The sequence below is a fragment of the Paraburkholderia acidisoli genome (assembly GCF_009789675.1).
Lineage (GTDB): Bacteria > Pseudomonadota > Gammaproteobacteria > Burkholderiales > Burkholderiaceae > Paraburkholderia > Paraburkholderia acidisoli.
In genome coordinates this window covers 234,883-248,471 of sequence record NZ_CP046916.1, presented here as the reverse complement: position 1 = coordinate 248,471, position 13,589 = coordinate 234,883, and the positions used below count along the sequence as shown (strand labels likewise).

Here is a 13,589-nt window from a genome sequence, read left to right as displayed (position 1 = left end):
TGCTGCAAAGAAGGAAGGGACGAGCGAGGCCAGCGCGTGGCGCGAACGGCGCGCGACGCGAAAAACCTCACCGGTAAGGACGATTTAGAGGAAGCCGGTCGATATCCAGGGAATCGCGGCGATCAGCACGAGTCCCACGAAGAGCGCGCTCATGTAACCGACGATGGGCCGGATGCCCGCGTCGGGATTGACCTTGCTGATGGCGCACGCCGAGTAGTAGCCCACGCCGAACGGGGGCGAAAAGAGCCCGAGTCCCATCGACAGAATCACGACGATGGCATAGTGAATTTCGTTCACGCCCGCCATGCGCGCGATGGGAAACAGGAGCGGCCCGAACAGCACGATGGCAGGGATGCCTTCGAGCACGCTGCCGAGCAGCGTAAACACGACGATGGAAATCGCAAGGAATCCGTACGATCCGCCCGGCACCGCGCCCATCCATTGCGCGAGATCCTGCGAGAAGCCCGACTGCGTGAGCGCCCACGCCATGGCCGTGGCGCAGCCGATGATGAAGAGGATCGCGCCCGACAACGTGGCCGCGTCCACCAGCATGCGGCCGAGCCGCCGCCAGTCGAAGCGCCGGTACACGAGCAGGCCGACCACCATCGTGTACGCGATGCCGATGGTCGAGACCTCGGTGGCCGTGGCCACGCCTTCCACCACGGCCGCGCGAATCACGAACGGCAGCGCGAGCGCGGGCGCCGCGATCAGCGCCATGCGCGCGATCTCGCGCCGCTTGTAGCGCTGCGCGCCGCTCAGGTCTTCGTTGCGGTAGCGCCACCAGACCACCACGCACAGGATCAGCGCGAGCAGCGCGCCCGGCAGCATGCCCGCCGTGAACAGCGCTGAAATCGACAGCCCCGTGACCGAGCCGATGGTGATGAGCACGATGCTCGGCGGAATGGTTTCGCTCTGCGCGCCCGTGGTCGCGAGCAGCGCGACGAGATCGCCTTCGTTCGCGCCGCGCTGCTTCATCTCCGGAAACAGCACGGGTGCGATCGCGGCCATGTCGGCGACTTTCGAGCCGGAAATACCCGAGACGAGATACATCGCCCCGATCAACACGTACGAGAGGCCGCCGTGCAAGTGCCCGACGAGGCTCGCGAGAAACCCGATCATCGCGCGCGCCATGCCCGTCATTTCGATCAGCAACCCGAGGAACACGAACAGCGGCACCGCGAGCAGCACGAGATGCGACATGCCTTCGTCCATGCGGCCGACCATCACTTCCATCGGCGTGAAGGTCGTGAGGCTGAGGTAGCCGAAAGTGGCCAGCGCGAACGAGAAGCCGATCGGCACGCCCGCGAAAATGCCGAGCGCGACGCCGCCCACGAAGAAGATCACGAGATTGAGTTTGCCGAGCGTTTGCAGCCACGGCGCCGCATAAACCGCCATGCAGCCGATCACCGCGGCCAGCGCGAGCAGCGCCAGCACGTCGCGCGGGCGGCCCACCTGCGCGAGCCGGATCACGCCGACAATGAGCATCAGCGCCGCGCCCACTGGCAGCGCCATGGCGTGCCACGCATTGCTGATCTCGAGCGCGGGCGTCTGGATCGGGATTTCGCCGGCCGCGAATTCGTACGCGGGTTGCAGCAACAACGCGAGCAGCGCGATCGATACGCCGATCGCGAAGGTATCGACGAACGCTCGCGCACGCGGCGCGAGCCGCCCGACCACGGCGGTCATGCGCATGTGTTCGCCGCGCCGCAGCGCGAGCACGGCGCCGAGCATGGCGAGCCACATGAAGAGAATGCCGGTGAGTTCGTCGGACCACACGAGCGGCGCGTGAAAGACGTAGCGCGAGATCACGCCCGCCAGCAGCACGACGATCTCCACCGCGAGCAGCGCGGCCGCGCCCCATTCCACGAGCCCGACGAGCGCGCGGTCGAAGCGATGCAGCCCGCGCCGCCACGCGCGGTTTGCGTCGGTTCCAGCGTGGTTTTTTGCATCGCTGGCTGCGTCGATGGCGTTCGCCTCGGCGGGATGCCATGCCTGGTCGGTCATGATGCGGTGTCCTCGCGCCGTGTCGCGGCTCATCGATGGCTCCGGGCGCTCATGCGAGCTTGCCCGTGGTCTGTTCGAGCAGGTCCCAGGCCTGGTTGCCGAAACGGCCCTTCCACTGCGCGTAGAAACCCGCCTGGCGCAGCGCGGCGCGGAACGTGTCGGGCGCGGGCTGGTTGATCGCCAGCCCCTTGCTCTTGAGGTCCGCCACGGCCGCGCCGTTGAGCCGCGCCACGTCTTCGCGCTGCTTGAGCGCGGCCTGGTTGAACGCGTCGCTGGCGATCCCCTGCAAGTCCTTCGGCAGGCGCTGCCACGCGCGCGGATTCAGCACGAACCAGTAGCCGTCCCAGATGTGATTGGTCAGCGAGCAATACTTCTGCACTTCGTAGAGCTTCGCGACCTGCACGATCGGCAGCGGGTTTTCCTGCGCATCCACGATGTGCGTCTGCAGCGACGAATACACTTCGGAAAACTGCAGACTCGTGGGCGCCGCGCCGAGCCCCTTGAACATGTCGATCGACAAGGGACTCACGGGCACGCGAATCTTGAGGCCCTTCATGCTCTGCGCGTTCGCGATCGGCCCGCTGCTCGTGGTGGTCTGGCGAAAGCCGTTGTCCCACATCTTCTCGAACGATTCGAGCCCGGCACGGCGCATGGCGTCGCGCGCGAACGCGCCGAGCGAACCGTCCATCGCTTTCCACACCTGGTCGTAGTCGGCGAACGCGAAGCCCACCGCGTTGATGGCCACGGCCGGCGCGAGCGTCGAAACCACCAGCGACGACGGCGTGAACATTTCAATGCCGCCGCTGCGCACCTGCGCGAGCATGTCGGTGTCGCCGCCCAACTGGTTGTTCGGGAAGATGCGGATTTCCATACGCCCCTTCGAGGCGTCCTTCACCTGATTCGCAGCCTCCTGGGCGCGCACATTGAGCGGATGCGAGAGCGGCAGATTGTTGCCGTACTTGAAGACGAATTCGGGCCCCGAGGCCGCGCGAACGATGGCGGGAAAACCCAGCGCGCCGGCCACGGGCGCGGCGGCGGCGGCACGCAGCAACGCGCGTCGAACCTGGTTGGTCATGATGACGTGTCTCCAAACCGATTTATTGTGTGATTGATGGCTTTGTCGAATACATCAAAAACCATCATTCCGTGCGCGCTTCGCTTTGCCCTATGATCGTCGTGTGCATCGGCGCGATAGCTGCAAGACTAGGTGTGCCGCCTGACGCTGTCAAACCGCGCAATTGATGGTTTTTGATGGACCGCTGATCGGACCTCATTCATGTCAGAAACGATTCCCCCCTACGCCGCCCGCGCGCGCATTCCCGACATCGCGCGCGCGGCCGGCGTCTCCACGGCCACCGTCGACCGCGTGCTCAACGGCCGCGACGGCGTGCGCGACGTCACCGCGCAGCGCGTGCGCCAGGCCGCGGCGCAACTGGGCTATGTGCTCGATGCGGGCGCGTATGCGTCGTCGCAAACGGCGCGGCCGTTGCGCATTGCCTTTCTGCTGCCCGCGGGCACGAACCGTTACCTGCACATGCTCGGCGACTACATCGAATTCGCGCACGAGCAATGGAGCGCGCTCGGCATCAAATGCCGCGTGCAGTACGTGGAGAGTTTCAATCCGAACGAACTCGCACTGCGCCTGTTGCAGGCGGGCCAGCGCTCGGACGGCGTGGTGTTCATGGCGCTCGAACATCCCGTGGTGCGCGACGCGGTGAATACGCTCGCGGACCAGGGCGTGCCGGCCATCACGATGATTTCGGACCTTTCGAATGCGCGCCGTCTCGCCTATGTGGGCATCGACAATCGTGCGGCGGGGCGCACCGCCGGTCTGCTGCTCGGCCGCTTCATGGGGCCACGGCCGGCCGGCAAGATCGCGATGATCGCGGGCAGCCTCAACTATCGCGGCCATGAAGAACGCGAAATCGGCTTCTTGCGGCTGGTGGAATCGACGTTCGCGCAAGTGAGCGTGATCGGCCTGCGCGAAGGTCAGGACGACAGCGAGCGCAACTACGAGCAAACCCGCCGCCTGCTCGACCAGCACCCCGATCTCGCGGGCATCTACAACAGCGGCGGCGGCTCGGACGGCGTGGGCCGCGCGATCGTCGAGGCGAGGGCCGAGCAGAAGATCCTGTTCATCGGCCACGGCCTCACGCCCGACACGCGCGCCTTGTTGATCGACGGGACGATGGACGCGCTCATCACGCAAACGCCGCAGTCCATGGTGGGCAATTGCCTGAAGATCTTCCGTAACGTCGCCGACCGCCGCGACGCGCTCGCCGACGTGAAACCCATTCAGTTCAACATCGTCTTGCGGGAAAACCTGCCCTGAACGTGCCCTGAGCGCGCCCGTTTTGCGCCGGGCGTGACGCCGCGCGTTCAGCTCGAGGCCGCATCGCCTTCGGGCGTTTCCATCGACATACCCAGCTCGGTGGCCATGCGCGCCACCAGCGCCTGCAAGCGCGCGACTTCGTCGCTCAAACGCTGCTGCTCGCCGCGCAGCGCTTCGAAGTCGGCGAGCGAGATGTTCGCGGCGCCGCCCGTGTCGCGCGCGGCTCCATCGCCCGAATACGCGGCCGCCGCCGCGCTCACGCTCGCTTCGCCGCACAGCAAATGCACCCAGCGGCTTTCGCGTTCGCCCGGCGCGCGCGGCAGCTTCACGACGAGCGCCGGCTCGCGCTCGGCCAGTTCCTCGAGAAAGCTCTCGACCGAAGAAACATCGGCGAAACCATGCAGCCGCGCCGAATTCAGGCGCAGTTCGGCGGCCGTCTGCGCGCCGCGCAGCATCAGCACGGTGAGCAGCGCGACGGCCTGACTCGGCACGCCCAGCACGCGGTTCAGGTTGTGCTCGAAGCGCGGCACGCGGCTGCTGCTGCCCTCGAACACGAGGCTCACCAGCTTGAGTTCTTCGATGGCGGCGAGCACGTCGGCCTCGCTCACGTTCATGACCGGCGTGCGCGCGGTCTTCTGGTTGCAGCCGAGCGTGAGCGCATTGAGCGAGAGCGGATACGTGTCGGGCACGGTGTGCTGCTTTTCGACCAGCACGCCGACGATGCGCGCCTCGAGCGGCGTGAGCGCGCGCAGCGTGCGCGGCGAAGAAGCATCGGCAGGAGTATTCATGGGCTTCGTCGATTACCTTCGTCGATTAATCAGGCGTTCGATGATACGCGCGGCGGGGCAAAAAGCCAGCCTGCACCCCGCCCGCTCCACGTGTTTCTATACGCCGATCAGCTTGAGCCCCGCCGGCAGCGCCTCGCCGAACACGCGGCCCGTGTCGGCGGTGTCGAGCGCGACCACTTCGCGCACCATCGCCACCCACGAAGGCGGCGCGTTGGCGCTTTCGAGCCGCCGCAGCACGGCGTCGCGCAAGTCGTCGGGCAAATCGCGCGAGCGGTCGCCGGTCATACGCGCGATCTGCGCGGCCGCGAACATCGCCGGTTCGACCTTCTTCCAGTCGAGCGCGAGGATCGCGTCGAGCCACTGCGCGGCCGTTTCGGGCGGCACGACGCCGTGCGCGCTGCCGTAGAACGGTTCGCGCGCGCCGAGGCGTCCCACGGCCCACCACGTCTGATGATTCTCGCCGGGCTTTTGCAGGCGCTGCAGCAAGCGCTCGCCAATCTCGACCTTGCGCGCGGCCGCGACCTGTTCCAGCGACGCGTAGAGCCGGATCATGTCGGCGGGCGCGAGCTTCGCGGGATCGAACGGCAGCTTGTGGCGCTTCGACCCCGCGGCCTCTTCGAGGAACGTCATCGCGTCGAGCACGTCCTGCTGCTGCGCCGCGTTCAGGCCGCCCGCCGCGCGCCGCCAGAGCGTCCACCATTCGGACCACACCTGGCCTTCGTTGACGTGCGTGATGCCGTCGTCGAACAGCGACCACAGTTGCGCGACGCGCCATTCGTCGAGCGGATAACCAAAGCCCGGCCGCAGGCAGAAGCCCGCGAGATTGAGCCAGAGGCGCTCGTGGTCGGCGGAGCGGCGGCGCTTGCCCGCGCGTTCCCACAGCGCGCCGAACAGCTCGCGCAACAGCGGGCCGTCCCAGTGCTGGCGCGCGCCGAGTTGCGCTTCGAGCTGCACGCGCAGGCGCCGCACTTCCTTCGCGTCGACTTTCGCGGAGCGCGCGCCGAACACGCGCTCGATGGCGTCGATGGCCGCGTCGAGCTGCGGATGACGCGGCACGCCTTCCCCGCCTTGCGCCTCGCCGCTATCGTGCGCCGCCTGCGCGCCGCCCGCGCGGCGCAGCGCGAATTCGAGCAGCCAGCGCTGCGCGGGATCGTCGGTGGCGATGCAGTGCATTTCCAGCGTGCCGACTTCGGTGAGCGCGGTCGTGAGCTTCACGGCGCGCTCGTGCGCGGCTGCGGCGCTGCCGCTCGCGTCACCCGATGCGGGCACCACGGTCGCGAGCGGCGGCAGGCGCACGAAGTCGGCGGGTGCGAGATCGGCGATGTCGCCCGGCTTCCACGCCGTGTCGGCCACGGTCGAGGCGAGGTGGAACTGCACCGGATGACCCAGTTGCAGCGCGAAGGTGCGATCGTCGAGATGCAGTTCGCGGCCTTCCTCGGTGCCGCGCGGCAGCACGCACACGCCGCGCGCCTTCACGTCGCCGTTCGGATCGGCGCCCTCTTCGAGCACGAGAAAATAGCTGCGCGGCGAGCCGCCGCCAATGCGCGGCGCGTGGCCCGCGCGCGCGAGCGCATAGGCGACCGCGCCGCGCGCGACCGCGATATCGGGCTGATCGTTCTGCAGCACGTTGAGCGGCGCGCCGCGCCAGGCACCGAGCGTCCCGGCGAGACGGTCCGCCAGCGCGCGGGCGCGGAACACGCCGCCGTTGAGCAGCAGCGTATCGGGCACGGGCGCGGGCACCGGCGCGGCCGTCTCCGTGGACGATACCCCGAGCGCCTCGCGCGACGGCCCCGCGAAGCGTTGCAGAAACGCCGCCACGTGCCGCGTGATGCCCGCATCGGCGGCATAGGGCAAACCGAATTCGACGATGGCCGCGCGCGAACGGCGCGGCATCTCATCGGCTTGACCTTGCGGAAAGAAGCCGTCCACGACGATACGCGTGACTTCCTCGCGCGTGAGCTGCGTCGTGCGCGCGCCGCCCACGAGCCGGGCGCCCGCCCCGAGCAGCGTGATGGGCACGGACTCGGGCGCGCTGGCGTCGAGCAATTGCTCCTTCGCCACGCGGCAGCGCTCGACCAGTTGCGACAGACTCGCCGCGGAAAGCCGCGCGCCGCCCGTCGCCAGCCGGCTCTCGGCGAGGTGCGCGAGCGCGAGATCCATGTTGTCGCCGCCGAGCATCAGATGATTGCCCACGCCGATACGCGCGATCTTCGGTTCGCGCGGCGGCTCGCCCGGTTGATCGTCGCCGGGAAACTCGACCTGGATCAGCGTGAGGTCGGTCGTGCCGCCGCCCACGTCGCACACGAGCACGAGCCGCGAGTCGCCCAGCTCCGCGCGCAGGGAATCGCGATGGTGATAGAGCCAGTCGTAGAACGCGGCCTGCGGTTCTTCGAGCAGGCGCAGTTTGGGCAACTGCGCGCGCCGCGCCGCTTCGAGCGTGAGTGCGCGCGCGCCGTCGTCGAACGACGCGGGCACGGTGAGCACCACGTCCTGATCTTCGAGCGGCGCGTGCGGAAAGCGCTGATTCCACGCCGCGCGCACGTGCGCGAGATAGCTCGCGCTCGCGTCCACGGGCGAGATTTTGGCGACGTCGTCGGGGGCGCCCCACGGCAAAATCGGCGCGAGCCGGTCGACGGCCGCGTGCGAGAGCCAGCTTTTCGCGCTCGCCACGAGCCGCCCCGGCACCTGCGCACCGAGCGTGCGCGCGAGCCGGCCGGTGACGGCGCGGCCGCTCGCCTTGGCGTTCGTGCTCGCTTTGGCGTCGGTGCGGGCATCGCTCGCGCTCCACGGCAGGCGCAAGTCGTCGGCGGCCAGTTCGCCCGGAGCGCCTTGATAACGCGCCGAGGGCAGCAGCGGCTCGGCGCTCACTTCGCCGAGTCCCGTCAGCTGCTCGATCTCGAACACGCGGATCGCTCCGGCGCGTGGCTCGGACTGCGCGTTCGCCCGCGTGGACGAATCGGCGGCCGCAACGGGCGCATACGCCACGACCGTGTTGCTCGTCCCCAGGTCGATGCCGACGAGGTAGTGCTTCATCGACACTTATTCGGGCACGCTGCCGCGCACGTCGAACTCGACCTTCCAGCGCTCGTTCGTGCCGCTCGGCATGGCCTCGAGTTCGAGCGTGCCCGCTTCGGTCACACGCGCGTGCAGGCGCACGGGCACGACTTCGCCGGGCGTGCGGCCTTCGGTGGGCAGCGTGGCCTGGATCGCTTCGAGTTCCTGCAACTCCTCGGGCGACCAGTAGTCGAGCATCGTGCCAACCTGATCGTGACGCCGCACCGAAGAGCCGAAGAAGCGGAAATGCACCGGCTCGCCTACCACGAGGCCGAACTCCTGCGGCGGCAACGGCGCGTCGCTGCCCTCTTCCATGCCGAAGGGGGCCACACACAGCGCCGAAACCGGCGGTTCGAGACCGGGCACGGCCGGCATGGCCGACTCGACCGCCACGTAGTACGCGCGTGCCGTGCCGCCGCGAATGCGCACGCCGCGCCCGCGCTTCACGTAGCCGTAGTACGCCGCGCCGCGCGCGACGGCCAGATCGAGATCGGCGCCGCTCAGCATGCGCGCCGCCGGCGCGCCTTCCGCCGCGAGCCAGCCATTCAGAATGTCGAGCACGCGCTGCGAGAGCAGCGGCGACTTGAACACGCCGCCGTTGAACAGCACCGCCGTGGGATGCAGGAAGGTGGCGTTCGCATCTTGCACGCTTTGTTCGCCCAGACCCGCCACTTCGGCGAGCGCCTGCACCTGGCGGCCGAGGAATGCCGCGAGATGGCGCGTCACGCCCGCGTCCTGCGCGTACGGCAAGCCCAGTTGCGTGAGACCCACGCGCGTGCGCACCGCGGGCCGCGCGGCCGCCTCGACCTGCGGAAAGAAGCCTTCCAGGATGATCTGCGTGAGTTCGGCGCGCGTGAGTTCGGTGCGGATCGACCCGCCGATCAGCTTCGAACCGCGGCTCGGCACGACGAGCGGCACGGTGTCCACGCTCGCGTCGCTCAACAGCGTTTCCTTCGCCGAGCGGCACGCGTAGGTGAGCGCGCGCAGCTGCCACGGATCGGCTTGCGTGCCTTGCGCCGCCAGCTTGCGCGCGACCACGTGCGCGAGCGCGAGATCCATGTTGTCGCCGCCGAGCAGGATGTGCTCGCCCACGGCCACGCGATGCAGTTCGAGATTGCCTTCGCGCTCCACCACGGCGATCAGCGAAAGGTCGGTGGTGCCGCCGCCCACGTCCACGACGAGGAGGATATCGCCGACCTTCACTTCCTTGCGCCACGCGCCGCCGCTCTTCTGGATCCAGCTATACAGCGCGGCCTGCGGCTCTTCGAGCAGCGTCATGTTGGCGTAGCCCGCCGCCTGCGCGGCTTCCGCCGTGAGTTCGCGCGCGGCCGGATCGAACGAAGCCGGAATCGTCACCGTGACTTCCTGCTCGCCGAACGGCGCCTCGGGATGCGCGTGGTCCCATGCCTCGCGCAGGTGCGTGAGATAGCGCACCGAGCTTTCGAGCGGCGACACGCGCTCGACTTCGGGCGGCGCGTCGTTCGGCAGGATGGCCGCGCGGCGATCCACGCCCGGATGGCACAGCCAGCTCTTCGCGCTCGACACGAGGCGGATAGGCGTGCCCGCGCCACGGCTGCGGGCGAATTCGCCCACGGCGTAGTCGCGCGTGGCGGTCCACGGCAGCGTGAGGTCGCCCGGCGTCAGTTCGCCCGAATGCGGCAGATACAGAAACGACGGCAGCAATTCCGGCGCTTCCAGCGTGCCCGGCGCCGTGAGTTGCGTGACCGCGAGCACGCCCTCGGTGGTCTTCTCGCCGTCGCTGGCCGTGAGGTCGACGTAGGACAGCGCGCAATGCGTGGTGCCCAGATCGACGCCGATCGAATAGCGCGCGCTCACAGTTCCACCTCGGCGGGCGCGACGATGCGCGCGTCGTGCGTTTTCACGAGTTGCGGCAGCTTCACCTCCTCGACGCGCCAGCCGCGATGCGTGAGGCTGCCCGTGAACGGCGCCTCGCCCACCACGTTGCCGGTGAGGCGCACGGCGGCGGCGTCGAAGCCCGGCGCGAGCGTGATGCGCGCGCCTTCGGATTCGCTGCGCACGGGGCGGATCGTGAAGTGATCGCGCAGCGTGGCGCGGCAGCCTTCGTGAACGATACGCGCGGCGGCGCCGATATCGGCATCCGAATAGTGCTTGATGTCTTCCTCGACGAAGTCGATGAAGCGCGCGTTGCGCTGGAGCAGGCCGAGCAGTTGCAGCGCGGCCTCGGGCGTGGATTCCTTGACGACCGAGGGCGCGGGCTTCGGTTCCGGCTTCGCCACGGGCGCGGCGGCCGGCGCGGGCGTGGGAACGGACGAAGCGGCGGCGGGGAAATGACCTTCGCGCAGGCCGCGCACGTTGGCGGCGAGTTCGCCGTCGCCGAGGATCGCGAAGAACGATCCGAATGCAACGGAGAGACGTCCAAAGAAGGACAGGTTCGATTCGGGCATGAAGACGACTCCAGTGTGGCGCAGGCGCACCGCCGGGGCGCCTGCGCGCCGGACGCGCCAGGCGCCGGCAGGAAAAACAGGAGCCCGCGGGCGGGCTCGAAACCGGTATTTTGCCTTGTCGCGGCGCAAAGCCGGACAAAATGGGCGATTCGGTGGCGATTCGGTGGCGATTCGGCCGCAGTCGCGGCGACCGCTCGACGCGTGCCGCGCGCACATTCGGGGCGCGATCAAGCCGTTCGGTGCGATAGTTCCGCCAATCGGAACAAGGAGTTACCTGATGCCAAACCGCGTTCTCACCGTGTTCGCACTCGCAGGCGCCGCGCTGCTGGCCGCCTGCGCCACGACTTCGCCCACCGCGCCCGCCTCGGCGAATCCCGGCAGCCCGACCGTCGCGCAGACGCCGCGCCCGGTCAAGGTGATGATCGTGACGATGTTCGCGCCCGAGGCCAAAACCTGGCTCGACCGGCTCGGGCCGTGGCAGGCGGTGCGCGTGGCGGGTCTGTCGCCCGACTATCCCGAGGTGCAGTGCAACGCCAGCGACGTGTGCGTGATGACCACGGGCATGGGCCACACCAACGCCGCCGCCTCGACCATGGCGCTGGCGTTCGCGCCGCAGTTCGATCTGCGTCACACGTATTTCCTCGTCGCGGGCATCGCGGGCGTGAATCCGCACCTGGGGACGGTGGGCTCGGCGGCGTGGTCGGACTGGCTCGTCGACTTCGGCCTGCAATGGGAGATCGACGGCGACCGCCGCCCGCGCGGCTGGCCCACGGGTTATCTCGGCATCAACACGAAGAATCCCACGCAAAAGCCGCCGCTCGATTACCGCACCGAGGTATTCCGGCTGAATCCGAAACTCGCCGATGCCGCCTTCGCGCTCTCGCACGAGGTTGCGCTCGCGGACAGCGCCGAGGCCAAAGCCGCGCGCGCCAAATACGGCTACGCGCCCGCGAACCGGGCGCCCACGGTGATCCGCTGCGATTCCGTGGCCGACGACACGTGGTTCTCCGGCACCGCGCTCGGCGAACGCGCGACCGAATTCACGCGCCAGCTCACCGGAGGCCAGGGGCGCTATTGCATGACGCAGCAGGAAGACAACGCGACCTACGAAGCGCTCAAGCGCGCGGCGGCCGCCCAGCGCGTCGATCTCGACCGCGTGGCCGTGCTGCGCGCGGGCTCGGACTTCGATCGGCCGTACAAGGGCGAAACCAACGCCGCGAATCTGCTGAATTACGCGAGCCAGGGCGGCTTCGCGCCCGCGCTCGAAAATCTTTATCGCGCGGGGCAGCCGCTGGTCGCGGCGATCGTCGGGAACTGGGGCGCGTGGCGCGACGGCGTGCCGGCCAATCCATGATGCGTGCGCGGATTCATGTCGATACGGCAAATCGCGGCGGACGCGGCGGTGTCGAAATCTACTGGTTGCGCGCGCAACCAATGACACTCGCCGAATCGGCAAATCATCGGCGAAAATCCCGCCACTCAGGATACGAATCGACATGACACGCCACTCAACCATTGCAATGCAAACATGTAGCGAATGCGTTCGCATCTCGCGTATCGCGCACGCGTTACGCCGGTATCCGGCAGCCCGATCATGAGCGCGGTGTTCGTGGTGTACTGGTGCGAAATGTCGGCCGATGGCGGGCGCGTGCCGCACATGGAATCGTTCGCGGCGGGCGGCATGTCGGAGGCACTCGCGTTCGCCGAGACCTTGCGCCGCCGCCAGGCGCAGGACCGCTCGGTCGGCTTCGTCACGCTGTGCTCGGAGAATCCCGCCAGCGTGGGCCCCGCGGGCGCTGCCGAGCCGCCCCCCGATTACGACTGGAAAAAGCGCCGCCGCTGATTCCCACACGCGACTCCCACACGCGATTCCCACGCGCGATTTTCACGCCACCGGGTGAGCGCGCCCGCATCGCGCCACGGCACTTCGCGCACCTTCGCGCCACCGCGATTTCGTTCTCTCTATACTGCATTCGCGTCGCTGGCCGCCCGTCTCGTCCGCACGATTTCTCGCGGGCTCGCGCACGCTTCGTAGTCTCGCTCCACCCCGTTCCCGACCCGTCGCGCCGGTTGTTATCACAGCCGCATTCGCGCGACGGCGTTCGTCTTCGTCATTAATCCGGTGTACGAAACAGGAGAGTTTGCGATGAGCACCTTCACCACTCGCGACGGCACGTCGATCTACTACAAGGATTGGGGCAGCGGCCGGCCCGTCGTGTTCAGCCATGGCTGGCCGCTCTCGGCCGACGCGTGGGACGCCCAGATGCTATTTCTGGTGCAGCACGGCTTTCGCGTGATCGCGCACGACCGGCGCGGTCACGGCCGCTCCGGGCAGCCCGCGAAGGGCAACGACATGAACACCTGGGCCGACGATCTCGCCGAACTGCTCGACAAGCTCGACGTGAAAGACGCCACGCTCGTCGGCCATTCCACGGGCGGCGGCGAAGTCGCGCGCTATATCGGCCGCCACGGCACGAAGCGGGTGGCAGGCGCGGTGCTGATCGGCGCGGTGCCGCCCATCATGATCCAGAGCGAGACGAATCCGGGCGGCCTGCCGAAAGACGTGTTCGACGGCATTCGCAAAGGCGTGGTCGACAACCGCTCGCAGTTCTTCAAGGACCTCGCCACGCCGTTCTACGGCTTCAATCGCGAAGGCGCGAAGGTCTCGCAGGGCACCATCGACCAGTTCTGGCTGCAAGGCATGCTCGGCGGCGTGCTCGCGCTCTACGAGTGCGTGCATGAATTCTCCGAAGTCGATTACACCGACGACCTCAAGAAGTTCGACGTGCCCACGCTGATCCTGCACGGCGACGACGACCAGATCGTGCCGATCGACGACGCGGGCAAGCTCTCGGCGAAGATCGTCAAGAACGCGACGCTCAAGATCTATCCGGGCGGCCCGCACGGCATGTGCACGACCATGGCCGATCAGGTCAACGCCGACCTGCTCGCGTTCCTCAACCAGAAGTAAGCGATCGTTGCGCG

General features: G+C 68.2%; 10 protein-coding genes. 4 read left to right on the top strand and 6 right to left on the bottom strand.

Features of this window, described 5'->3' with window-relative positions; translation table 11 throughout:
• Window positions 1-84: 84 nt before the first annotated feature.
• Together FAZ98_RS29655 and FAZ98_RS29650 are read right to left on the bottom strand one after the other, a co-directional pair.
• Entirely contained in the window at window positions 85-2,004 is a 1,920-nt protein-coding gene (locus tag FAZ98_RS29655) for a TRAP transporter large permease (protein ID WP_158958596.1), read from the bottom strand.
• A 49-nt stretch (window positions 2,005-2,053) separates the two neighbouring features.
• Window positions 2,054-3,079 (bottom strand): TRAP transporter substrate-binding protein, encoded by a 1,026-nt coding sequence (locus FAZ98_RS29650; RefSeq protein WP_158956992.1) that lies wholly within the window; start codon window positions 3,077-3,079, stop codon window positions 2,054-2,056.
• A 201-nt stretch (window positions 3,080-3,280) separates the two neighbouring features.
• On the opposite strand from FAZ98_RS29650, the gene FAZ98_RS29645 reads away from it, so the two are divergent.
• Window positions 3,281-4,336, top strand: a complete 1,056-nt coding sequence (locus FAZ98_RS29645) for a LacI family DNA-binding transcriptional regulator (RefSeq protein WP_158956990.1) — start codon at window positions 3,281-3,283, stop codon at window positions 4,334-4,336.
• A 47-nt stretch (window positions 4,337-4,383) separates the two neighbouring features.
• On the opposite strand, the gene FAZ98_RS29640 is transcribed toward FAZ98_RS29645, so the two are convergent.
• The 4 genes from FAZ98_RS29640 to FAZ98_RS29625 all read right to left on the bottom strand — a co-directional run bounded on the left by FAZ98_RS29640 (window position 4,384) and on the right by FAZ98_RS29625 (window position 10,604).
• Entirely contained in the window at window positions 4,384-5,124 is a 741-nt protein-coding gene (locus FAZ98_RS29640; protein WP_158956988.1) for a YceH family protein, read from the bottom strand.
• Window positions 5,125-5,220: 96 nt separating this feature from the next.
• Window positions 5,221-8,157 (bottom strand): Hsp70 family protein, encoded by a 2,937-nt coding sequence (locus tag FAZ98_RS29635; RefSeq protein WP_158956986.1) that lies wholly within the window; start codon window positions 8,155-8,157, stop codon window positions 5,221-5,223.
• Between the two features lie 6 nt (window positions 8,158-8,163).
• Complete coding sequence (locus FAZ98_RS29630) at window positions 8,164-10,014, bottom strand: Hsp70 family protein (protein ID WP_158956984.1); 1,851 nt, start codon at window positions 10,012-10,014, stop codon at window positions 8,164-8,166.
• Window positions 10,011-10,604: a DUF2760 domain-containing protein gene (locus FAZ98_RS29625; protein ID WP_158956982.1), complete on the bottom strand. Its 594-nt coding sequence runs from the start codon at window positions 10,602-10,604 to the stop codon at window positions 10,011-10,013. Before FAZ98_RS29625 ends, FAZ98_RS29630 begins: the two co-directional genes overlap by 4 nt.
• A gap of 277 nt (window positions 10,605-10,881) precedes the next feature.
• On the opposite strand from FAZ98_RS29625, the gene FAZ98_RS29620 reads away from it, so the two are divergent.
• From FAZ98_RS29620 to FAZ98_RS29610, 3 genes are all read left to right on the top strand, one after another.
• The gene (locus FAZ98_RS29620; RefSeq protein ID WP_158956980.1) at window positions 10,882-11,958 is read left to right on the top strand and encodes a purine-nucleoside phosphorylase; all 1,077 of its coding nucleotides are present in this window, start codon (window positions 10,882-10,884) and stop codon (window positions 11,956-11,958) included.
• Between the two features lie 183 nt (window positions 11,959-12,141).
• Window positions 12,142-12,447: a hypothetical protein gene (locus FAZ98_RS29615; protein ID WP_407672158.1), complete on the top strand. Its 306-nt coding sequence runs from the start codon at window positions 12,142-12,144 to the stop codon at window positions 12,445-12,447.
• A gap of 303 nt (window positions 12,448-12,750) precedes the next feature.
• Window positions 12,751-13,575, top strand: coding sequence for an alpha/beta fold hydrolase (locus tag FAZ98_RS29610; RefSeq protein WP_158956978.1), 825 nt, complete (start codon window positions 12,751-12,753; stop codon window positions 13,573-13,575).
• The last annotated feature ends 14 nt before the right edge of the window (window positions 13,576-13,589 follow it).

Excerpts from the sequence above, each read along its gene's own strand:
- FAZ98_RS29655 (WP_158958596.1), bottom strand. The coding sequence starts at position 2,004 with ATGACCGACCAGGCATGGCATCCCGCCGAGGCGAACGCCATCGACGCA.
- FAZ98_RS29650 (WP_158956992.1), bottom strand. The coding sequence starts at position 3,079 with ATGACCAACCAGGTTCGACGCGCGTTGCTGCGTGCCGCCGCCGCCGCG.
- FAZ98_RS29645 (WP_158956990.1), top strand. The coding sequence starts at position 3,281 with ATGTCAGAAACGATTCCCCCCTACGCCGCCCGCGCGCGCATTCCCGAC.
- FAZ98_RS29640 (WP_158956988.1), bottom strand. The coding sequence starts at position 5,124 with ATGAATACTCCTGCCGATGCTTCTTCGCCGCGCACGCTGCGCGCGCTC.
- FAZ98_RS29635 (WP_158956986.1), bottom strand. The coding sequence starts at position 8,157 with ATGAAGCACTACCTCGTCGGCATCGACCTGGGGACGAGCAACACGGTC.
- FAZ98_RS29625 (WP_158956982.1), bottom strand. The coding sequence starts at position 10,604 with ATGCCCGAATCGAACCTGTCCTTCTTTGGACGTCTCTCCGTTGCATTC.
- FAZ98_RS29620 (WP_158956980.1), top strand. The coding sequence starts at position 10,882 with ATGCCAAACCGCGTTCTCACCGTGTTCGCACTCGCAGGCGCCGCGCTG.
- FAZ98_RS29615 (WP_407672158.1), top strand. The coding sequence starts at position 12,142 with ATGCGTTCGCATCTCGCGTATCGCGCACGCGTTACGCCGGTATCCGGC.
- FAZ98_RS29610 (WP_158956978.1), top strand. The coding sequence starts at position 12,751 with ATGAGCACCTTCACCACTCGCGACGGCACGTCGATCTACTACAAGGAT.